Below are 21,039 nucleotides of genomic sequence, written 5' to 3'. Positions count from 1 at the left end.
GATACACCTGTACCCATGCCGAACACAGCAGTTAAGCCCTAGAACGCCGGAAGTAGTTGGGGGTTGCCCCCTGTGAGATATGGAAGTCGCTTAGCAGAATAGGAAGTTTAGAGGCTTCCTTTTTGGGAGTTTAGCTCAGCTGGGAGAGCATCTGCCTTACAAGCAGAGGGTCAGCGGTTCGATCCCGTTAACTCCCATTTTAGCGGGTGTAGTTTAGTGGTAAAACTACAGCCTTCCAAGCTGTTGTCGCGAGTTCGATTCTCGTCACCCGCTTTGAACTTTGTTCAAATTACCAAGTTTTTAACTTGGGCGCGTAGCTCAGGTGGTTAGAGCGCACGCCTGATAAGCGTGAGGTCGGTGGTTCGAGTCCACTCGTGCCCATTTATGAATATGGTCCGTTGGTCAAGGGGTTAAGACACCGCCTTTTCACGGCGGTAACACGGGTTCGAATCCCGTACGGACTATTTTTGGAGGATTACCCAAGTCTGGCTGAAGGGAACGGTCTTGAAAACCGTCAGGCGTGTAAAAGCGTGCGTGGGTTCGAATCCCACATCCTCCTTTTTATTATTAACGCGGGATGGAGCAGCTCGGTAGCTCGTCGGGCTCATAACCCGAAGGTCGTAGGTTCAAATCCTGCTCCCGCAATTTGGCTCGGTAGCTCAGTTGGTAGAGCAATGGATTGAAGCTCCATGTGTCGGCGGTTCGATTCCGTCTCGCGCCATATACTTATGACTAGGAAGGGTAGCGAAGAGGCTAAACGCGGCGGACTGTAAATCCGCTCCTTCGGGTTCGGGGGTTCGAATCCCTCCCCTTCCATTCCTTTAGTTACGGGCATAGTTTAAAGGTAGAACTAAGGTCTCCAAAACCTTCAGTGTGGGTTCAATTCCTACTGCCCGTGTTTATAGAATTATGGCGGGTGTGGTGAAGTGGTTAACACACCAGATTGTGGCTCTGGCATGCGTGGGTTCGATCCCCATCACTCGCCTATTTTATATTATTGGGGTATAGCCAAGCGGTAAGGCAAGGGACTTTGACTCCCTCATGCGTTGGTTCGAATCCAGCTACCCCAGTTACTATTTGCCGGCGTGGCGGAATTGGCAGACGCGCTGGACTCAAAATCCAGTGTCCGCAAGGACGTGCCGGTTCGACCCCGGCCGCCGGTATAGTAATAACGACAAGGTTTTCGGACCTTGTTTTTTGATTTAGTGAAGATTTTGATATTTTTCTTTAAGTACAGATAACTGATGAATTATCTTTTTCTTCTTATTCTAATCATTTTTAGTGTGTTTTTGGTATAATATTACTTATTCACATTTTATGTAGATTATGAAAGAGTTTGGTGGTTAATGTCTCGTTCGGTTGACTTGCTTAAGAAGCGCTACTTAGAAAATGTAAAAGAGAAGCCTGATTTATTTGTTGGGGTTGAGCTGGAGTATCCTGTTGTCAATTTAGGGGGTAAGACTACGGATATTGAGGTTGTTAAGGAACTGTTTCGGTATTTATCTTCTGTTCTGAAGTTTACAGTTGAGAGAGTTGATGATTTTGGAAATCCAATTCAGTTACTAGATCCGGTCAGTCAGGATACAATCTTATTTGAAGTTGCTTATACGACCGTTGAGTTTGCTTTTGGTAGGGCTAAATCCATTCAAGAGGTTGAGGAGCGTTTTAGAGACTACATGGATCTGATTCAGAAAAAGTTGGGTGAAACAAATCATGCCATAGTTGGTTCTGGAATCCATCCCTACTGGGAGAAGAATGAGAATCAACCAGTGGCTTATCCCCGCTATCAGATGTTAATGAACTATTTGAAGTTGAGCAGAACTCTTCCAGGTATGGATTTACACGATTATCCACGATATGGCGCTTTTATCTGTGGGAGCCAAGTTCAACTGGATGTTTCAAAGTCTAACTACCTGCGTGTTATCAATGTTTTTACACAAATTGAAGCAGCAAAAGCCTATTTGTTTGCCAATTCTGTGTTTTCGGAGGCAGACTGGGATACCAAAGTTTCGAGAGATATTTTTTGGGAAAAATCTATGCATGGGATCTATCCAGAGAATGTAGGTGTCAATGCTAGACTCTTTAAAGATGAGGATGATTTTTTTGATTATCTGGATCACTCTGCGATTTTTACTGCGGAGCGTGATGAGCAGACCTATTATTTTTATCCGATTCAGGCTAGAGATTATTTGACTACACCTGAAATCCAAGCATTTACCCTTAATGGGGATGAAGTATTGATCTATCCTCAGGAGGAGGATTTCCAAACTCATCGTAGTTACCAGTACCAAGACTTAACAACTCGAGGAACAGTTGAGTTTCGTAGTGTGTGTACTCAGCCGCTTGATAGGACTTTTGCTTCTGCTGCCTTTCACTTGGGATTGTTGGTTAATTTAGACCAATTAGAAACTTATTTGAAAAAGGCTCCGTTTTTTACCACAGCTGGTCGTGATTACAAGTCTTTAAGGCGACAATTTTCTAAGAAAAAACTCACAGATGAGGAAGAAGCTGCGGTTCTCGAGTTTTCTAAAGATTTACTCACCCTAGCTGAGGAAGGACTGGAGAAGAGAGGCAAGCAAGAAATGATTTACTTAGAGCCTTTGAAGAAAGAATTGGGTCTATAATTTCTCTTATAAAGGGAGAATTTTCTGAAAAATCATGATATAATGGAAGAGACTATAGATAAAGGATAGAGATTCATGACATTAGTTTATCAATCAACGCGTGATGCCAACAATACAGTAACTGCCAGCCAAGCTATTTTGCAAGGTTTGGCGTTGGATGGTGGTTTGTTTACACCGCTTACTTATCCAAAGGTAGATTTGGACTTTGAAAAATTGAAAGATGCTTCTTACCAGGAAGTTGCTAAGTTAGTTTTGTCAGCATTTTTAGATGACTTTACTGCAGAGGAGTTGGACTACTGTATCAACAATGCCTACGATAGCAAGTTTGATACTCCAGCGATTGCGCCACTGGTGAAACTGGATGGGCAATACAACTTGGAATTGTTCCATGGTTCAACGATTGCCTTTAAGGATATGGCCTTGTCCATCTTGCCATACTTTATGACAACAGCGGCTAAAAAGCATGGTTTGGAGAACAAGATTGTCATTTTGACAGCGACATCTGGTGATACCGGAAAAGCAGCTATGGCAGGTTTTGCAGATGTGCCTGGTACTGAGATTATCGTTTTTTATCCAAAAGACGGTGTCAGCAAGGTGCAAGAGTTGCAAATGACCACTCAAACTGGAGACAATACCCACGTTGTAGCCATCGATGGAAACTTTGACGATGCGCAAACAAACGTGAAGCACATGTTTAACGATGTGGAACTTCGTGAAAAATTGGCTGCTAATAAGCTACAGTTTTCATCAGCTAACTCTATGAATATTGGTCGTTTGGTACCACAGGTTGTTTATTATGTCTATGCCTATGCGCAGTTGATCAAGGCTGGTGAGATTGTGGCTGGTGAAAAAGTCAACTTCACAGTACCAACTGGAAACTTCGGTAATATCTTGGCTGCCTTTTATGCTAAACAAATCGGCCTACCAGTCGGCAAATTAGTCTGTGCTTCAAATGACAATAATGTCTTGACAGACTTCTTTAAAACACGTGTCTATGACAAGAAACGTGAGTTTAAGGTCACAACTAGCCCATCTATGGATATCCTAGTGTCTTCAAACTTGGAGCGCTTGATTTTTCATCTTTTGGGGAACGATGCGGTTAAGACGGCTGAACTCATGAATGCCTTGAGTACACAAGGACAATATGAATTGACAGACTTTGATGCAGCGATTCTGGAACTCTTTGCAGCTGAATATGCGACTGAGGAAGAAACTGCGACAGAAATTAAACGTGTTTATCAAACAGATGCTTACATCGAGGATCCACACACAGCTGTTGCCTCAGCAGTGTATAGAAAATACAAAGTGGCTACTGGTGATGCGACTAAGACAGTGATTGCATCAACAGCTAGTCCATACAAGTTCCCAGTGGTTGCAGTAGAAGCTGTAACAGGAAAAGCAGGCTTGACAGACTTTGAAGCCTTGGCTCAATTACATGACATTTCAGGAGTGGCAGTGCCACCAGCGGTTGATAGCCTTGAAACAGCTCCGGTTCGTCATAAAACAACAGTGGCGGCTGCTGATATGCAAGCAGCGGTGGAGGCTTATCTAGGACTTTAAGACAGAGAGAGTAAACTCGGTTGGGAAACCAACTGAGTTTCTTTTCATCAGGAGGAAGGATTGTTTAAGAAAAATAAAGACATTCTTAATATTGCATTGCCAGCTATGGGTGAAAACTTTTTGCAAATGCTCATGGGAATGGTGGACAGTTACTTGGTCGCTCACTTGGGACTGATAGCTATTTCGGGTGTTTCAGTTGCTGGCAATATTATCACCATTTACCAGGCGATTTTTATCGCTCTGGGAGCTGCTATTTCCAGCGTTATTTCAAAAAGTTTGGGGCAGAAAGATCAGTCTAAGTTGGCTTATCACGTGACAGAGGCTCTCAAGATAACCCTATTGCTGAGTGCACTTTTAGGCGCCTTATCGCTCTTTGCTGGGCAAGAGATGATAGGACTTTTGGGAACTGAGCAGGCTGTGGCCGAGAGTGGTGGACTCTACCTATCTTTGGTAGGCGGATCGATTGTTCTCTTGGGCTTGATGACGAGTCTAGGCGCCTTGATTCGTGCAACGCATAATCCGCGTCTCCCCCTCTATGTGAGTCTTTTATCCAATGCCTTGAATATTCTTTTTTCAAGTCTAGCTATTTTTGTCCTTGATATGGGTATAGCGGGTGTTGCTTGGGGGACTATCTTGTCTCGCTTAGTCGGTCTTGTGATTTTGTGGTCGCAATTAAAGCTGCCTTTTGAGAAACCGACTTTTGCTTTAGATAAAGAACTATTGACCTTGGCTTTGCCAGCGGCAGGAGAACGTCTCATGATGCGGGCTGGAGATGTAGTGATCATTGCCTTGGTCGTCTCTTTTGGAACGGAGGCAGTAGCGGGGAATGCAGTCGGAGAAGTCTTGACCCAGTTTAACTATATGCCTGCCTTTGGCGTGGCTACAGCAACGGTCATGCAGGTAGCTCGAGCAGTTGGAGAGAATAACTGGGAAAGAGTAGATGATTTGAGTAAGCAAACCTTTTGGCTTTCTCTGCTTCTCATGTTGCCCTTAACTCTCAGTATCTATGCCTTAGGGACACCACTGACTCATCTCTATACGACCGATCCTGTAGCAGTCGAAGCGAGCGTTTTGGTGGCACTTTTCTCTCTACTAGGAACTCCTATGGCGACAGGGACAGTCATCTATACGGCAGTTTGGCAGGGCTTGGGAAATGCTCGCCTCCCCTTTTATGCGACAAGTATTGGGATGTGGTGTATCCGTATAGGGACAGCTTATTTGATGGGGCTTGTGCTTGGTTGGGGCTTACCAGGTATTTGGGCAGGGACACTTTTGGATAATGGTTTTCGCTGGTTATTTCTACGTTACCGTTACCAGCGTTATATGAGCTTGAAAGGATAGGAGATGAAAGAAACAGCTTTTATTTGGGATTTAGACGGGACTTTATTGGACTCTTACGAAGCGATTTTATCAGGGATTGAGGAGACTTTTGGTCAGTTTGCTATTCCTTATGATAAGGAGAAAGTGAGAGAGTTTATCCTCAAGTTTTCTGTGCAGGATTTGCTGGAGCAAGTGGCAGAAGAGAGAAAGTTGGATGCGGAAGTGCTCAATCAGGTGCGTGCCCAGAGTCTGGCTGAGAAGAATGCTCAGGTAGTTTTGATGCCAGGTGCGCGTGAAGTGCTAGCTTGGGCAGACGAAGCAGGGATTCAGCAGTTTGTCTATACTCATAAGGGGGACAATGCTTTTGCTATTCTAAGAGACTTGGGGTTGGAGTCCTATTTCACAGAGATTCTAACTAGTCAGAGTGGTTTTGAGCGCAAGCCTAGTCCAGAAGCGGCTAACTATCTACTAGAAAAGTATCAGCTGGATCCTAATAATACCTATTATATAGGGGACCGGACTTTGGATGTGGAATTTGCCCAGAATAGTGGCCTTCAAAGCATCAACTTTTTAGAGTCTTCTTATGAAGTGAATCACAGGATTCAAGCACTAGCAGCTATTCCTTATATTTTTGAGGATAAGGGACGAGAAAATTGTGTCAGTTTTGTGACAGAAAGCTAACAAACTATTTCAAGTAATCGAGTTTGTTACAAGGAATAGACAGTTCTGTTAAATAGGCCCGAGAGGGCTTTTTTTCTGCTTTTTTTGTGATATGATAGACAGGTATTCATTTGAAAGGAATAGGAACGAATGAAGAAAAGAATTATTTTAGCCTCAACAGTAGCCTTGTCATTTGCACCTGTGTTGGCAACTCAAGCAGAAGAAGTCCTTTGGACTGCACGTAGTGTTGAGCAAATCCAAAACGATTTGACTAAAACGGACAACAAAACAAGCTATACAGTACAGTATGGTGATACCTTGAGTACCATTGCGGAAGCCTTGGGTGTAGATGTCACAGTTCTTGCAAATTTGAACAAAATCACCAATATGGATTTGATTTTCCCAGATACTGTCCTCACTACAACTGTCAATGAGGAAGAAGAGGTAACGGAAGTTGAAATCCAAACTCCTCAAGCAGATGCTAGTGAAGAAGCGACGACTGCGACAGCTGATTTGACGAAAAATCAAGTGACAGTCGATGAACAAACAGTTCAAGTAGAAGACCTTTCTCAACCAATTGAGGAAGCTCCAACTGTAACAGAGACTGAAAAACCAACAGAAGTGGCATCAAGTTCAGAAGTTTCTGAGACAGCAACAGTTGCTGAGGAGACACCATCTACAGAAACACCTGTAGCTGAAGAAACAGCTGAAACGACTCCAGCGGAAGCACCAGTAGCAGCAACAACTCCAGCAGAAGCACCAGTAGCAGCTGCTCCAGCAACTGAAATGCCTGCTGATACAACAGGAACAAGTGCAGCAGAAGAAACAACAAATTCTGATACTACAACTTTGACTTATCAAGCAGAGCAAAGCCAAACGGCTTCAAGAACTTATTCGGCTCCAGCTGTTCCTGATTATGCAGGACTTGCTGTAACCAAGTCTGAGAATGCTGGTCTACAACCACAAACTGCAGCCTTTAAAGAAGAAATTGCCAATTTGTTTGGAATTACATCCTTTAGCGGTTACCGTCCTGGTGACAGTGGGGACCATGGTAAAGGATTGGCCATCGACTTTATGGTCCCAGTGAGTTCAGCACTTGGTGATCAAATCGCGGAATACGCGGTTCAAAATATGGCTAGCCGTGGTATCAACTACATCATCTGGAAACAACGTTTCTACGCTCCATACGATAGTAAATATGGACCTGCCTACACTTGGAATCCAATGCCAGATCGTGGTAGTGTGACTGAAAACCACTATGACCACGTTCACGTATCAATGAATTAATCATTAAAATGGAAGTTGGGAACTAATTGAGTTCCCTCTTCTTTTTTGTGTGTCATTCCTTCAGGGTAAAAGGGATAAATATGAGGAAGTGAGTAATATTTCAAGAGAATGTAAGCATATTACTTGATTTGTTTTTTAGTCTATACTATACTTGATAAGTCCATCATTGACGAATCAACTTTAAAGGAGAAAGATTTATGGTAGCAATCCATGATTTACTGTATCAGCTACGGTTGGCAGATCAGTCTATGACACAACTATTCGAACGCCAATTGGGGATTAGTCTGACTCGTTATCAAATCTTGTGTTTCTTAATCGATCAGTCACCGTGTAATCAAATAGCAGTTCTGGATAGATTGAAGATTGATCAGGCTGCCTTGACACGGCACTTTAAAATTTTGGAAAAGGGAGGTTTGGTTAATCGACGTCGGAATCCTGAAAACCAGAGGGAGGTTTTGGTGGAAGTCACAGACTTTGCGAGAGAACAACTAGTAACCAACTCTCCTCAACAACATATAAACGTAAAAAATCAGATGGAGAGTGTACTTACAAAAGGAGAGCGAGAAGAGTTCAGTCGCTTGTTAGAAAAGTTGATATCTGGCTTAGAAGAGATAAAAATTTAAGGAGAAGAATATGTCTATTTTTACAATTGTTTTAGCAACTATCGTTGCCTTGGAGCATTTTTACATTTTTTATTTGGAAAGTGTGGCTACGCAATCAGATACTACTAGTCGAGTGTTTAATGTGGACAAGGAAGAACTGGCTCGTCCTTCAGTGAGTTCATTATTTAAAAACCAAGGGATTTATAATGCTTTGCTGGGTGTCTTTCTCTTATACGGAATTTATTTTTCGCAAAGCTTGGAAATTGTGACTATTTTTATTCTATTTGTTCTTGGTGCAGCGACCTACGGTTCTCTAACAGCAGATAAGAAGATTCTTCTAAAGCAAGGTGGGCCCGCTATTTTGGCTCTGCTGAGTATGTTGCTTTTGAAATAAGAAAACCAGTGTCCTGAAAGATGCTGGTTTTTGTAGGTTCTTATCCATTTCGACGTTTACGGGCTAGTAGGGCTCTGTAAAAGAAGATGTGATTGTTTTGGATATAGGGAAGGAGTGAAAAGCTAGCAATTCCAAAGGTGATCCAGTTAAGGAAGTACCAAGGGAGTAGTTGTAGGTCGAGGACAAAGCGCTGGAATTTGTAACCCTTCATCAAGAAACGGCTAGTTTTCAGGATTTGACGGGGTTTAGCATGTCCTAAATCCAGAGTGTCGCAGAGGAGGAATTCTACCTGCGAGTAGGCATAATGTTGTGGAATGTAGAGGATGTTTCCCACAATCATCAAGATGAGACTCGCGAAAAAGTAGAGCCCAAAGGTCAGAAGGAACTGCTCCGTTTCAACGGATGAGAGGTCTAATTTTGGAAATTCAGGATGTAGGGCGACAAATCTCCGAGCCAAGAGATTGCTATAAAAAAGAAAATAAACGCCTACTAAGTTTGGAATGCTCCATAAAAAGAGGTAGAAACGTTTGAGGAGCAGGGTTAGGAAGGTTTGCGAGAAGCGCTCTTCAGCAAAGAGGGTCAGGCTTGATTTTACTGAGAGTTCCGTATCAGGATCTTTGAGGAGTCGGAGTGTCGCAAAGGCAGCACCAGCTAGAAAAATCGTGCTCATAAAAGAAACCACTAGCGGGAAGAGATAGGCTTGGAGCACTTGTGCCAGCATGCTGAAAAAGGATTGCTCTAAAACACTTTCTTGGAGACGAGCCAAGGGGTTGAGAAAGCCTGATAAGATGACCAGTATGCTAGGTAAGAGATAGACGAGAAAGAGGCGGGGATTTTCAGCCTGAAATTGCCTAGTCTGCAGACGAATGGTTTTTAAATCAATTTTTGGGTATTTCATTCTTTCATTATACCATAGTTCGTGACAGTTCCTAGATTTTTTGATAAAATCATACAGTATGCCTTTGGGCACAAAGTATGAACTGGGACTGTTTTTCCCAGCTTCGGAGGTAGAAAATGACAGATTCACCAATCAAATACCGCTTGATTAAGAAAGAAAAACACACGGGAGCTCGTCTGGGAGAAATCATCACCCCGCACGGGACCTTTCCAACGCCTATGTTTATGCCAGTTGGGACCCAAGCTACTGTAAAAACCCAGTCACCAGAGGAGTTGAAGAAGATGGGTTCAGGGATTATTCTGTCCAACACCTATCACTTGTGGCTCCGTCCAGGAGATGAACTCATCGCGCGCGCAGGTGGTCTCCACAAGTTCATGAACTGGGACCAGCCTATTTTAACGGATAGTGGTGGTTTTCAGGTTTATTCCCTAGCAGATAGCCGAAATATCACAGAAGAAGGGGTAACCTTTAAAAACCATCTCAATGGTTCCAAGATGTTCCTATCGCCAGAAAAGGCTATTTCTATTCAGAACAATCTAGGCTCAGACATCATGATGTCTTTTGATGAATGTCCTCAGTTTTACCAACCTTACGACTACGTTAAGAAATCAATCGAGCGTACCAGCCGTTGGGCTGAGCGTGGTTTGAAGGCTCACCGTCGTCCGCATGATCAAGGATTATTTGGGATTGTGCAGGGGGCAGGATTTGAAGACCTTCGCCGTCAGTCAGCTCACGACCTTGTCAGCATGGATTTCCCAGGCTACTCTATCGGTGGTTTGGCAGTGGGAGAAACCCACGAAGAAATGAATGCAGTCTTGGACTTCACAACCCAACTTCTTCCTGAAAATAAACCTCGCTATTTGATGGGTGTGGGAGCGCCAGATAGCTTGATTGATGGGGTTATTCGTGGTGTGGATATGTTTGACTGTGTCTTACCGACTCGTATCGCTCGTAACGGAACTTGTATGACCAGTCAAGGTCGTTTGGTTGTCAAAAATGCCCAATTCGCCGAAGACTTTACGCCACTGGATCCTGAGTGTGATTGCTACACATGTAAGAACTACATACGCGCCTACCTTCGTCACCTGCTCAAGGCTGACGAAACCTTTGGTATCCGCTTGACTAGCTATCACAATCTTTACTTCTTGCTCAACCTGATGAAGCAGGTCCGTCAAGCCATCATGGATGACAATCTCTTGGAATTTCGTGAGTATTTTGTGGAAAAATATGGCTACAGCAAGTCAGGACGCAATTTCTAAAGTGTAAAAATAGAATACTGAAATCCTAAGTTTTCTCTTAGGATTTTTCCTATTTTTTTGATAGAATAGGGAGTATAATGGAATGGAAATTAGGTGGTGTTTTGCTTCCTAATTTAATGGAGAATAGACTCGTATGCGTATTAAATGGTTTTCCTTGATTAGGATTACAGGTTTACTTTTGGTGCTTTTGTACCACTTCTTTCAAACGATCTTTCCTGGAGGATTCTTTGGGGTAGATGTCTTTTTCACTTTTTCAGGATTTTTGATCACCTCCCTCCTTTTAGAAGAATTTGGGAAGGCACATCAGATTGATTTGTTGGGCTTTTTTAAGAGACGGTTTTACCGCATCGTGCCACCTGTGGTGCTGATGGTTTTGGTGACCATGCCTTTTACTTTCTTGGTTCGTCAAGACTATGTTGCTGGAATTGGTGGCCAGATAGCTGGAGTTCTCGGTTTTATGACCAACTTCTACGAAATGTTAACAGGGGGCAGTTATGAATCCCAGTTCATTCCGCATCTCTTTGTTCACAACTGGAGTCTAGCTGTTGAGGTTCACTACTATATCCTTTGGGGCTTAGCGGTTTGGTTCTTATCGAAACGTTCAAAATCTAGTAGTCAATTGAAAGGGATGGTATTTCTTCTTTCTACGGGAGCTTTCATCATTAGCTTTTTCTCTATGTTTATTGGTAGTCTAATGGCTAGTTCCCATTCGTCTGTCTACTTTTCAAGTTTAACCCATGTCTATCCCTTCTTTTTAGGAAGCATTTTGGCGACGGTTGTAGGTGTTCGTCAGACGAGCGATTTAGTCAAGCAGTTTGATCGGATGTGGGATCTTCGTCAGAATCTACTGGTATTTGCTGCAGGTCTCTTGGTGTTATTGCTCTTGACTTTCTTTGTCAAGTTCACCTACTTATTCGCTTATTTATTTGGTTTCGTACTGGCAAGTTTAGCGGCCGTGATCATGATTTTTGCTGCGCGTGTCTTGCATGAGAAAACGTCTGAGATACAAGAACCACGGATAATCACATTTTTAGCGGATACCAGCTATGCGGTTTATCTCTTCCACTGGCCTTTTTATATTATCTTTTCTCAGTTGATGAGTAATTTGCCTGCTGTTATTCTGACAATCATCTTTTCTTATTTCTTTGCTATCCTATCCTTCTATATTATTGAGCCATTGATTGCCGGTAAGACCAATCCTTTAATACGGAAGATTAGTCGATTACCTCATATTAAACCAATTAGTGCTGGTGGTGCTGGCATTCTTACCTTGATTACCTTGATTATCATAGCTGTGGCTCCTCAAGTTGGAGCCTTTGAAACAGACTTGATGGTGAATGGTTTTAAACAAGCCCAGACCAATATAGGACAAACAAAGACTCTTGCTGAGCAAGCAGAGGCTAGCCGACTGGGAATTTCTGAGGGAACGAGTCTGATTGGAGATTCGGTAGCCTTGCGTGCTAATACAGCCTTACAAGAGGCCCTTCCTGAAGCAAATATCAACGCTCAAGTTAGTCGGACAACCAAGCAAGCCAATGACATCATGCTCAATAACAGCCAGAACAAGGTACTTCTAAAAACAGTTGTCATTGCAACGGGTGTAAATGGACCAGAGAATTATAAAGATGACTTAGATACGATCGTTAAAAATCTTCCCAAAGGCCACCATCTGATTCTTGTAACTCCTTATGAAGGTGACAAGAGCAAGGAGACTTACAAATCAGTTGAGCAGTATGCGACTTATGCGCGAGAATTAGCAGAAAAGACTCCTTACGTGAGCATCGCAGACTGGAATAAGGTTGCTAAGGAACACCCTGAAATCTGGGCTGGAACCGACCAAGTCCACTTTGGAAATGATAGCAACATGATTGAAGAAGGTGCTAAACTTTACGCAGAGACGATTGCAGCTGCTGTTAAGGCTGCTCAGGAATTGCCTGTGAAATCAAAATAAGATCAAAGAGTTGGAGAAATCCAGCTCTTTTAAAATATCCACGAAAAACAGGTCTATACCATTTACAAATGAAAAAGAAAGGTTTATAATGTAATTGACATAATAAATTCTAGAATCAATCTATCAAGGAGGTTATCATTATGCCTAATTATATTAAAGCGGATCAGTTTTTCTACCCACACGGAGTTCGCCGTGGCGGTTACTTGGAACTTGTGGATGGCAAGTTTGGAAAGCATGTAGAACAGATTCCTGAAGGAGCTGAGGTGATTGACTATACAGGCTACAGCATTGCTCCAGGACTTGTGGATACCCACATTCATGGATTTGGTGGTGTGGATGTCATGGATAATAATATCGAAGGAACTCTTCATACTATGAGTGAAGGGCTCCTCAGCATGGGAGTAACGAGCTTCTTGCCGACAACTTTGACCTCATCTTATGAGCAATTGCTTGCGGTAACAGAAAATATCGGTGCTCGATACCAAGAAGCAAGTGGAGCCAAAATTCGTGGAATCTATTTTGAAGGACCGTATTTCACAGAGAAATACAAAGGAGCTCAAAACCCTGCCTATATGAAAGACCCTCGTATGGATGAGTTTCGTGCTTGGCAAAAAGCAGCTAATGGTTTGCTAAATAAAATTGCCCTTGCGCCAGAACGTGAAGGTGTAGAAGACTTTGTTCGTACGATTACGGGCGAAGGTGTGACCGTTGCTCTTGGACACTCAAATGCGACTTTTGATGAAGCTAAAAAGGCAGTCGATGCTGGAGCAAGTGTTTGGGTACATGCCTACAATGGAATGCGTGGGTTGACTCACCGTGAGCTCGGTATGGTTGGTGCCATGTATGAATTGCCTCATACCTACGCAGAATTGATTTGTGATGGTCACCACGTAGATCCAAAGGCTTGTGATATTTTGCTTAAGCAAAAGGGAACTGAAAATATTGCCCTTATCACAGACTGTATGACAGCTGGTGGCTTAGAAGATGGAGATTACATGTTGGGAGAATTCCCGGTAGTAGTTGCTAATGGAACTGCTCGCCTCAAATCTACAGGCAATTTGGCAGGTTCTATCCTCAAACTCAAAGACGGTTTGAAGAATGTGGTCGAATGGGGCATTGCGAATCCGCATGAAGCAGTCATGATGGCCAGCCTCAACCCAGCAAAATCTGTTCACATCGATGATGTCTGTGGTCAAATCCGCGAGGGTTATGACGCTGACTTTATCGTACTAGATAAAGATTTGGAATTGGTAGCAACCTACCTAGATGGTGTGAAACGTTATCAAGCATAGTAAAAAGCAGAGGCTGTGATGACTCAGCCTTTGCTTTTCTATTTAGAGGTATCTTCAGAAAGCTAGAGGATTGTTCTATAATGAAGCAAAATCCTTTCATTGTTCTAGAAAATTCGTTATAATATACGGTACAAAGGAAGTAGTGAAAATGTATCGTGTTATAGAAATGTATGGGGATTTTGAACCGTGGTGGTTTATAGAAGGCTGGGAAGAAGATGTCATCATGAGTCAATCTTTTGACAAGTATTATGATGCTCTAAAATATTATAAATCATGCTGGTTTGAGTTGGAAAAGAAGAATCCTCTTTATAAGAGTCGGAGTGATTTGATGACTATCTTTTGGGATCCTGCTGACCAACGCTGGTGTGATGAGTGCGATGAGTATTTGCAGCAGTACCATTCTTTGGCACTTTTACAGGATGAGCAAGTCATCCCCGATGAAAAGCTACGCCCAGGCTACGAAAAACAAACAGGTCAAGAAAAGCATCGTTCTTGCCGCATGAAATGGAGATAAAAAAGTAACTTTTTAAGTTGCTTTTTTATTTTTTTGCGAATAGTTAGATAAGGAGGGCGGTATGGTACAAGAAATTGCACAGAAAATTATTGCTACTGCGAAAGAAAAGAAGGCTCAGGATATCTATTTTATCCCCAAGGAAAAGTCCTACGAGCTTCACATGCGGATTGGAGACGAACGGTGTCTAGTTGACTCCTATGAGTTTGATGTTTTAGCTGCTGTGATTAGTCATTTCAAGTTTGTGGCTGGGATGAATGTAGGAGAAAAGCGTCGCAGTCAGCTGGGTTCTTGTGATTATCAGTATGACGAAAAGGTTTCTTCACTGCGTTTGTCCACCGTGGGAGATTATCGGGGACATGAGAGTTTGGTCATTCGTTTGTTACACGATGAGGAGCGGGACCTGCATTTCTGGTTTCAGGATATTGGAGAACTGGGCAAGCAATACAGACAAAGGGGTCTCTATCTATTTGCAGGTCCAGTCGGAAGTGGCAAGACGACGCTGATGCACGAATTAGCTAAGTCTCTGTTTAAGGGGCAGCAGGTTATGTCTATCGAAGACCCTGTCGAGATCAAGCAGGAAGAGATGTTGCAGTTGCAGTTGAATGAGGCGATTGGACTGACCTATGAAAATCTGATCAAACTGTCTCTCCGACACCGTCCAGACCTCTTGATTATCGGTGAAATTCGGGATAGCGAGACGGCACGTGCAGTGGTCAGAGCCAGTTTGACAGGTGCGACAGTCTTTTCAACCATTCATGCCAAGAGTATCCGAGGTGTTTATGAACGCCTTCTGGAGTTGGGTGTGACGGAGGAGGAACTAGCAGTTGTGCTACAAGGTGTCTGCTATCAGAGATTAATCGGGGGAGGAGGAATCGTTGATTTTGCAAACAAAGACTATCAAGAACACCAGCCAACTAGCTGGAATGCGCAGATTGACCAGCTTCTTAAAGATGGACATATCACAAGTCTTCAGGCTGAAACAGAAAAAATTAGCTACAGCTAAGCAAAAGAAAATCATCACCTTGTTTAATAATCTCTTCTCCAGTGGTTTTCATTTGGTGGAAATTATTTCTTTCTTGGGGAGAAGTGCCTTGCTGGAAAAGGACTATGTGGCCCAGATGCACCAAGGCTTGTCCCAGGGGAAATCCTTTTCAGAGATGATGGACAGCTTGGGTTTTTCAAGTGCTATTGTGACCCAATTATCCCTAGCTGAAGTTCACGGGAATCTTCACCTGAGTTTGGGAAAGATAGAAGAGTATCTAGACAATCTGGCCAAGGTCAAGAAAAAGTTAATCGAAGTGGCGACCTATCCTTTGATTTTGCTGGGATTTCTCCTGCTAATCATGCTGGGATTAAGAAACTATCTACTCCCCCAACTGGACAGTAGCAATATCACCACCCAAATCATCGGCAATCTGCCACAAATTTTTCTGGGACTAGTGTTGGTTTGCTCTCTGTCTCTACTTTTAGCTCTCACTTTCTACAAAAGAAGTTCTAAGATGCGGGTCTTCTCGATGTTAGCGCGGATTCCCTTCCTAGGAATCTTTGTCCAGACCTATCTGACAGCCTATTACGCGCGTGAGTGGGGCAATATGATTTCACAGGGGATGGAGCTGACGCAGATTTTTCAGATGATGCAGGAACAAGGTTCTCAGCTCTTTAAAGAAATCGGTCAAGATCTGGCTCAAGCCCTGCAAAATGGCCGTGAATTTTCTCAAACCATAGCGAGATATCCTTTCTTTAAAAAGGAGTTGAGTCTCATCATCGAGTATGGGGAAGTCAAATCCAAGCTGGGGAGTGAGTTGGAAATCTATGCTGAAAAAACTTGGGAAGTCTTTTTTACCCGAGTCAACCGCACCATGAATTTGGTGCAGCCACTGGTCTTTATCTTTGTGGCCCTGATTATCGTTTTACTTTATGCGGCAATGCTCATGCCCATGTATCAAAATATGGAGGTAAATTTTTAAAATGAAAAAACTTATGACAAATTTGAAAAAAGCCAAGGCGAAAGCCTTTACTCTCGTGGAAATGTTGGTGGTCCTTTTAATCATTAGCGTACTTCTCTTGCTCTTTGTGCCTAATTTGACCAAACAAAAGGATGCAGTGAATGACAAAGGAAAAGCTGCTGTTGTTAAGGTGGTGGAAAGTCAGGCAGAACTCTATAGTCTGGACAAGAATGAAGATGCTAGCCTAAGCAAATTACAGGCAGACGGTCGCATCACAGCAGAGCAAGCCAAGGCTTATAAAGAATACCATGCAAAACAAAAAACAAGTCAAACTGTTGCGGATTAAGGCCTTTACCGTGTTAGAAAGTCTCTTGGTTTTGGGGCTTGTGAGTATCGTAGCCTTGGGCTTGTCCGGCTCAGTCCAGTCCAGTTTTGCAGCGGTAGAGGAGCAGATTTTCTTTATGGAATTTGAAGAACTTTATCGCGAAACCCAAAAGCGCAGTGTTGCGAGTCAGCAAAAGACCAGCTTGAACTTAGATGGGCAGACAATCAGCAATGGCAGTCAGAAGTTGACTGTTCCCAAAGGGATTCAGGCACCATCTGGACAAACGATTCATTTTGATCGAGCTGGGGGCAATTCGTCCCTGGCTAAGGTTGAATTTCAGACCAGCAAAGGATCGATTCGCTATCAATTATATCTAGGAAATGGAAAAATTAAACGCATTAAGGAAACAAAAAATTAGGGCAGTGGTTTTACTGGAAGCGGTAGTAGCGCTAGCCATATTTGCCAGTATTGCAACCATCCTCTTGGGACAAATTCAGAAAAATAGACAAGAAGAGGCAGAAATCTTGCAAAAAGAGGAAGTCTTACGTGTGGCTAAGATGGCTCTGCAAACAGGTCAAAATCAGGTAAAGGTAAATGGAGTGGAAATCCAGGTGTTTGCTAGTGAAAAAGGATTGGAGGTCTACCATGGTTCAGAGAAATTACTCGACCTTAAAGAACAGTAAGGTAAGAGCTTTCACTCTTTTAGAATCTCTGGTTGCCCTTATCGTCATTAGCGGCAGCTTGCTCCTCTTTCAAGCTATGAGCCAGCTCCTCATTTCAGAAGTTCGTTACCAGCAACAAAGCGAGCAAAAGGAGTGGCTCTTGTTTGTGGATCAGCTGGAGGCGGAGTTAGAGCGTTCGCAGTTTGAAAAGGTGGAAGGCAATCGCATCTACATGAAACAGGATGGTAAGGATATCTCGATAGGCAAGTCTAAATTAGATGATTTTCGGAAGACCGATAGCAGTGGCCGGGGCTATCAGCCTATGGTTTATGGATTGAAATCAGCACAAATCACAGAGGAAAATCAACTGGTTCGCTTTCGTTTTCAATTTCAAAAAGGCTTAGAAAGGGAATTCATCTATCGTGTGGAAAAAACAAAAAGTTAAGGCAGGTGTTCTTTTATATGCAGTCACCATGGCAGCCATTTTTAGCCTTTTGTTGCAGTTTTATTTGAATCGGCAAGTCGCCCATCACAAAGACTTTTCTCTAAACAAAGAAAAGTTAGCCGCTTTTGCCATGGCCAAGCGAAGCAAAGATAAGGCTGAACAAGAAAGTGGAGAACGAGCCTTTAATCTAGGAAAAGTCACGTATCACAATACGAAAACAGGTTTTGCAACAAGTGTTCGTATGAATAAGGGCAACTATGGATTTCTCTTTCCTCCGATGAAAACCAAGGAAAAGAAAACAGATACGGAGAAACAATCATTAACTAACTCAAGTGAGCAAACCAATCAGAAAGCAACAAAAGATAAGAAAGACAATTCCTAGTCAATTCAACTACTTTGTGTTAAACTAAAAGCATGAAACATGATTTTAATCACAAAGCAGAAACCTTTGATTCGCCCAAAAACATCTTTCTTGCAAACTTGGTTTGTCAAGCAGTTGAAAAACAGATTGATCTTCTATCAGACAAGGAAATATTGGATTTCGGTGGTGGGACGGGTCTATTAACCTTGCCCTTAGCCAAGCAGGCCAAGTCTGTCACACTGGTAGACATCTCGGAGAAAATGCTGGAGCAAGCCCGTTTGAAAGCAGAGCAACAAGAAATCAAGAATATCCAGTTTTTGGAGCAGGATTTACTGGTGAATCCCTTGGAACAGCAATTTGACCTGATTATTGTCAGTCGGGTTCTTCATCATATGCCTGATCTAGATGCGACTCTTGCCATGTTTCACCATCATCTTAGGGAGAATGGACAAGTGCTTATTGCTGATTTTGTCAAGACAGATACCAATCACCATGGTTTTGATTTAGCTGAACTGGAAACCAAGCTCGCCCAGTTTAGTTTTTCAAGCATTGACAGTCAGATCCTCTATAGTGCTGAAGGTCTTTTCCTAGGAAATTACGCAGAACTCTTTTTAACAGTAGCACAAAAATCACTCGCTGACTAAAGTAGTGATTTTTTCTCTTCAGATGGAAAAAAGGAGGGAAATTTGATAAGATAGGAATATGGATTTTGAAAAAATTGAACAAGCTTATACGTATTTACTAGAGAATGTCCAAGTCATCCAAAGTGATTTGGCGACCAACTTTTATGATGCCTTGGTAGAGCAAAATAGTATCTACCTAGATGGCGAGACTGAACTAGAGCAGGTCAAAGAGAACAATCAAGCCCTTAAACGCTTAGCGCTTCGCAAGGAAGAGTGGCTCAAGACCTACCAGTTTCTCTTGATGAAGGCAGGACAAACGGAGCCTTTACAGGCCAATCACCAGTTTACACCAGATGCCATTTCCCTCCTATTGGTACTCATTGTGGAAGAGTTATTTGAACAAGAGGAAATTAGCATCCTCGAAATAGGCTCTGGTATGGGGATTTTGGGGGCTACTTTCTTGACTTCTCTTGCTAAAAAAGTAGATTACTTGGGAATCGAAGTGGATGACTTGCTGATTGATTTGGCAGCCAGTATGGCAGATGTGATTGGTTTACAAGCTGGATTTGTTCAAGGCGACGCCGTTCGTCCGCAAATGCTTAAAGAAAGCGACGTTGTCATCAGTGACTTGCCTGTTGGTTATTACCCAGACGATGCCATCGCCTCACGCTATCAAGTGGCTTCTAATCAAGAACACACCTATGCCCATCATTTGCTCATGGAGCAAGGCCTCAAGTACCTCAAGTCAGACGGATACGCTATTTTTCTGGCTCCGAGTGATTTACTAACCAGTCCTCAAAGTGATTTGTTAAAAGGTTGGCTTAAAGAGAAAGCGAGCTTAGTTGCGATGATTAGCTTGCCAGAGACACTATTTTCTCATGCTAGCCAAGCCAAGACAATCTTTGTTTTACAAAAGAAAGCTGAAGAGGAGTTGGTTCCGTTTATCTATCCGCTAGAAAGTTTGCAAGATCCAGCTGCACTAATGAAATTTAAAGAAAATTTTCAAAAATGGAGCAAAGGTACTGAAATGTAAGGTAAATTTTGTTATAATAGTTGAAAACGCTTAAAAGGGGTATCATCTTATGACTAAAACAATTGCAATCAATGCAGGAAGCTCAAGTTTGAAATGGCAACTCTATCAAATGCCAGAAGAAGTAGTATTGGCGAAAGGCTTGATTGAACGCATCGGTTTGAAGGACTCTATTTCAACTGTAAAATTTGACGGACGTTCTGAACAACAAATTCTTGATATTGACGACCACACAAAAGCCGTTAAAATCTTGTTGGATGATTTGATTCGTTTTGACATTATCAAAGGTTATGATGAAATTACTGGTGTCGGGCACCGTGTCGTGGCTGGTGGTGAATATTTCAAAGAGTCAACCTTGGTAGAGGGAGATGTTTTAGAAAAGGTTGAAGAGTTGGGCCTCTTGGCTCCTCTTCATAACCCAGCCAACGCGGCAGGAATTCGTGCCTTCAAGGAATTGCTTCCAGATATTACTAGCGTTGTTGTTTTTGATACATCATTCCATACAACCATGCCAGAGAAAGCATATCGCTACCCTCTTCCAAACAAATACTATACTGAAAATAAAGTTCGTAAGTATGGGGCTCATGGGACAAGCCATCAGTTTGTGGCAGAAGAAGCAGCTAAAGTTTTGGGTCGACCACTAGAAGACTTGAAACTGATTACCTGCCATATTGGTAATGGTGCTTCTATTACAGCTGTCAAAGGCGGTCAGTCTGTTGATACTTCTATGGGATTCACCCCACTTGGTGGTATCATGATGGGGACTCGTACAGGCGATATTGATCCCGCTATCATTCCTTATCTCATGCAATATACAGAGGACTTCAATACACCAGAAGATATCAGTCGTATTCTCAATCGTGAGTCTGGGCTTTTAGGTGTGTCTGAAAAATCAAGTGACATGCGTGATGTTATGGCTGCAGTAAAGGCAGGCGACCATAATGCGACCTTGGCCTATGAGATGTATATTGATCGTATTCAAAAATACATTGGTCAGTATTTGGCAGTTTTGAACGGTGCAGATGCGATTATCTTTACAGCTGGTGTTGGTGAAAATGCCACAGCAGTACGTGGAGATGTTATTTCAGGAATTTCTTGGTTTGGATGTGATGTGGATCCAGAAAAGAACGTCTTTGGTGTGACTGGAGACATCTCAACTGACGCAGCGAAAATCCGTGTCTTGGTGATCCCAACAGATGAAGAATTGGTCATCGCACGTGATGTTGAACGATTCAAAAAATAACTAAAATAAGAACTAATGTACATGTAAAAAGAGTTGGAGAGTT

General features: G+C 42.7%; 22 protein-coding genes, 12 tRNA genes and 1 rRNA gene. 34 read left to right on the top strand and 1 reads right to left on the bottom strand.

Features of this window, described 5'->3' with window-relative positions:
- From rrf to B7705_RS00550, 20 genes are all read left to right on the top strand, one after another.
- A 5S ribosomal RNA gene (gene rrf, locus B7705_RS00645) occupies positions 1–95 on the top strand; the annotation flags it as partial.
- A 29-nt stretch (positions 96–124) separates the two neighbouring features.
- Positions 125–197: transfer RNA gene (locus tag B7705_RS00640), tRNA-Val, on the top strand.
- Positions 198–202: 5 nt separating this feature from the next.
- A tRNA-Gly gene (locus B7705_RS00635) sits at positions 203–273 on the top strand.
- Between the two features lie 34 nt (positions 274–307).
- Positions 308–381: transfer RNA gene (locus B7705_RS00630), tRNA-Ile, on the top strand.
- Between the two features lie 11 nt (positions 382–392).
- Positions 393–464 (top strand) — tRNA-Glu (locus B7705_RS00625).
- A gap of 5 nt (positions 465–469) precedes the next feature.
- Positions 470–559: transfer RNA gene (locus tag B7705_RS00620), tRNA-Ser, on the top strand.
- 12 nt (positions 560–571) lie between these two features.
- Positions 572–645 (top strand) — tRNA-Met (locus B7705_RS00615).
- Between the two features lie 3 nt (positions 646–648).
- Positions 649–721, top strand: a tRNA-Phe gene (locus B7705_RS00610).
- Positions 722–735: 14 nt separating this feature from the next.
- Positions 736–816 (top strand) — tRNA-Tyr (locus tag B7705_RS00605).
- Between the two features lie 11 nt (positions 817–827).
- Positions 828–898: transfer RNA gene (locus B7705_RS00600), tRNA-Trp, on the top strand.
- 14 nt (positions 899–912) lie between these two features.
- Positions 913–985 (top strand) — tRNA-His (locus B7705_RS00595).
- A gap of 13 nt (positions 986–998) precedes the next feature.
- Positions 999–1,070: transfer RNA gene (locus B7705_RS00590), tRNA-Gln, on the top strand.
- A 9-nt stretch (positions 1,071–1,079) separates the two neighbouring features.
- A tRNA-Leu gene (locus B7705_RS00585) sits at positions 1,080–1,163 on the top strand.
- A gap of 183 nt (positions 1,164–1,346) precedes the next feature.
- The gene (locus B7705_RS00580) at positions 1,347–2,624 is read left to right on the top strand and encodes a gamma-glutamylcysteine synthetase (protein ID WP_084946846.1); all 1,278 of its coding nucleotides are present in this window, start codon (positions 1,347–1,349) and stop codon (positions 2,622–2,624) included.
- Between the two features lie 75 nt (positions 2,625–2,699).
- The gene (gene thrC / locus B7705_RS00575; RefSeq protein WP_084946843.1) at positions 2,700–4,184 is read left to right on the top strand and encodes a threonine synthase; all 1,485 of its coding nucleotides are present in this window, start codon (positions 2,700–2,702) and stop codon (positions 4,182–4,184) included.
- Between the two features lie 60 nt (positions 4,185–4,244).
- Complete coding sequence (locus tag B7705_RS00570; RefSeq protein ID WP_084946840.1) at positions 4,245–5,525, top strand: MATE family efflux transporter; 1,281 nt, start codon at positions 4,245–4,247, stop codon at positions 5,523–5,525.
- Positions 5,526–5,528: 3 nt separating this feature from the next.
- Positions 5,529–6,185 carry an HAD family hydrolase gene (locus tag B7705_RS00565; RefSeq protein WP_084946837.1) on the top strand — a complete coding sequence of 219 codons (657 nt, stop codon included), beginning with the start codon at positions 5,529–5,531 and terminating at the stop codon, positions 6,183–6,185.
- Between the two features lie 129 nt (positions 6,186–6,314).
- The gene (locus tag B7705_RS00560; RefSeq protein ID WP_084946834.1) at positions 6,315–7,451 is read left to right on the top strand and encodes a LysM peptidoglycan-binding domain-containing protein; all 1,137 of its coding nucleotides are present in this window, start codon (positions 6,315–6,317) and stop codon (positions 7,449–7,451) included.
- Positions 7,452–7,648: 197 nt separating this feature from the next.
- Complete coding sequence (locus B7705_RS00555; RefSeq protein ID WP_084946831.1) at positions 7,649–8,074, top strand: MarR family winged helix-turn-helix transcriptional regulator; 426 nt, start codon at positions 7,649–7,651, stop codon at positions 8,072–8,074.
- A 10-nt stretch (positions 8,075–8,084) separates the two neighbouring features.
- Positions 8,085–8,447 carry a DUF1304 domain-containing protein gene (locus B7705_RS00550; protein ID WP_084946829.1) on the top strand — a complete coding sequence of 121 codons (363 nt, stop codon included), beginning with the start codon at positions 8,085–8,087 and terminating at the stop codon, positions 8,445–8,447.
- Positions 8,448–8,487: 40 nt separating this feature from the next.
- On the opposite strand, the gene B7705_RS00545 is transcribed toward B7705_RS00550, so the two are convergent.
- Positions 8,488–9,345 carry a DUF975 family protein gene (locus B7705_RS00545; RefSeq protein ID WP_084946826.1) on the bottom strand — a complete coding sequence of 286 codons (858 nt, stop codon included), beginning with the start codon at positions 9,343–9,345 and terminating at the stop codon, positions 8,488–8,490.
- Between the two features lie 116 nt (positions 9,346–9,461).
- Between B7705_RS00545 and tgt the strand changes: the two genes are divergently transcribed.
- The 14 genes from tgt to B7705_RS00475 all read left to right on the top strand — a co-directional run bounded on the left by tgt (position 9,462) and on the right by B7705_RS00475 (position 20,996).
- The gene (gene tgt / locus B7705_RS00540) at positions 9,462–10,604 is read left to right on the top strand and encodes a tRNA guanosine(34) transglycosylase Tgt (protein ID WP_084946823.1); all 1,143 of its coding nucleotides are present in this window, start codon (positions 9,462–9,464) and stop codon (positions 10,602–10,604) included.
- A gap of 133 nt (positions 10,605–10,737) precedes the next feature.
- Positions 10,738–12,555, top strand: coding sequence for an acyltransferase family protein (locus B7705_RS00535; RefSeq protein WP_084946820.1), 1,818 nt, complete (start codon positions 10,738–10,740; stop codon positions 12,553–12,555).
- A 140-nt stretch (positions 12,556–12,695) separates the two neighbouring features.
- Positions 12,696–13,847, top strand: a complete 1,152-nt coding sequence (gene nagA / locus B7705_RS00530) for an N-acetylglucosamine-6-phosphate deacetylase (RefSeq protein WP_084945412.1) — start codon at positions 12,696–12,698, stop codon at positions 13,845–13,847.
- Between the two features lie 148 nt (positions 13,848–13,995).
- Positions 13,996–14,361 carry a DUF1033 family protein gene (locus B7705_RS00525; protein WP_000286399.1) on the top strand — a complete coding sequence of 122 codons (366 nt, stop codon included), beginning with the start codon at positions 13,996–13,998 and terminating at the stop codon, positions 14,359–14,361.
- A 61-nt stretch (positions 14,362–14,422) separates the two neighbouring features.
- Entirely contained in the window at positions 14,423–15,364 is a 942-nt protein-coding gene (gene comGA, locus B7705_RS00520) for a competence type IV pilus ATPase ComGA (RefSeq protein ID WP_084946816.1), read from the top strand.
- The gene (comGB, locus tag B7705_RS00515) at positions 15,312–16,328 is read left to right on the top strand and encodes a competence type IV pilus assembly protein ComGB (RefSeq protein ID WP_084946813.1); all 1,017 of its coding nucleotides are present in this window, start codon (positions 15,312–15,314) and stop codon (positions 16,326–16,328) included. The genes comGA and comGB overlap by 53 nt, the downstream gene beginning before the upstream one ends.
- A gap of 1 nt (position 16,329) precedes the next feature.
- Positions 16,330–16,653 (top strand): competence type IV pilus major pilin ComGC, encoded by a 324-nt coding sequence (gene comGC, locus B7705_RS00510; RefSeq protein WP_000735797.1) that lies wholly within the window; start codon positions 16,330–16,332, stop codon positions 16,651–16,653.
- Complete coding sequence (gene comGD, locus B7705_RS00505; protein ID WP_084946810.1) at positions 16,616–17,050, top strand: competence type IV pilus minor pilin ComGD; 435 nt, start codon at positions 16,616–16,618, stop codon at positions 17,048–17,050. The genes comGC and comGD overlap by 38 nt, the downstream gene beginning before the upstream one ends.
- Entirely contained in the window at positions 17,013–17,315 is a 303-nt protein-coding gene (comGE, locus tag B7705_RS00500; RefSeq protein ID WP_162284854.1) for a competence type IV pilus minor pilin ComGE, read from the top strand. Before comGD ends, comGE begins: the two co-directional genes overlap by 38 nt.
- Positions 17,278–17,739: a competence type IV pilus minor pilin ComGF gene (comGF, locus tag B7705_RS00495; RefSeq protein WP_084946805.1), complete on the top strand. Its 462-nt coding sequence runs from the start codon at positions 17,278–17,280 to the stop codon at positions 17,737–17,739. The genes comGE and comGF overlap by 38 nt, the downstream gene beginning before the upstream one ends.
- On the top strand, positions 17,717–18,121 hold the full coding sequence (comGG, locus tag B7705_RS00490) for a competence type IV pilus minor pilin ComGG (RefSeq protein WP_084946802.1): 405 nt from the start codon (positions 17,717–17,719) through the stop codon (positions 18,119–18,121). Before comGF ends, comGG begins: the two co-directional genes overlap by 23 nt.
- A 32-nt stretch (positions 18,122–18,153) precedes the next feature.
- Positions 18,154–18,744: a class I SAM-dependent methyltransferase gene (locus B7705_RS00485; RefSeq protein WP_084946799.1), complete on the top strand. Its 591-nt coding sequence runs from the start codon at positions 18,154–18,156 to the stop codon at positions 18,742–18,744.
- Positions 18,745–18,802: 58 nt separating this feature from the next.
- Complete coding sequence (locus tag B7705_RS00480) at positions 18,803–19,756, top strand: class I SAM-dependent methyltransferase (RefSeq protein WP_084946796.1); 954 nt, start codon at positions 18,803–18,805, stop codon at positions 19,754–19,756.
- Positions 19,757–19,805: 49 nt separating this feature from the next.
- Complete coding sequence (locus B7705_RS00475) at positions 19,806–20,996, top strand: acetate kinase (protein WP_084946794.1); 1,191 nt, start codon at positions 19,806–19,808, stop codon at positions 20,994–20,996.
- The last annotated feature ends 43 nt before the right edge of the window (positions 20,997–21,039 follow it).

It is taken from the genome of Streptococcus oralis subsp. dentisani (genome assembly GCF_002096685.1).
Classification (GTDB): Bacteria; Bacillota; Bacilli; order Lactobacillales; family Streptococcaceae; genus Streptococcus; species Streptococcus oralis_AD.
The sequence above is the reverse complement of the archived record's forward strand: the minus strand, read 5'-3'. Positions and strand labels throughout refer to the sequence as shown.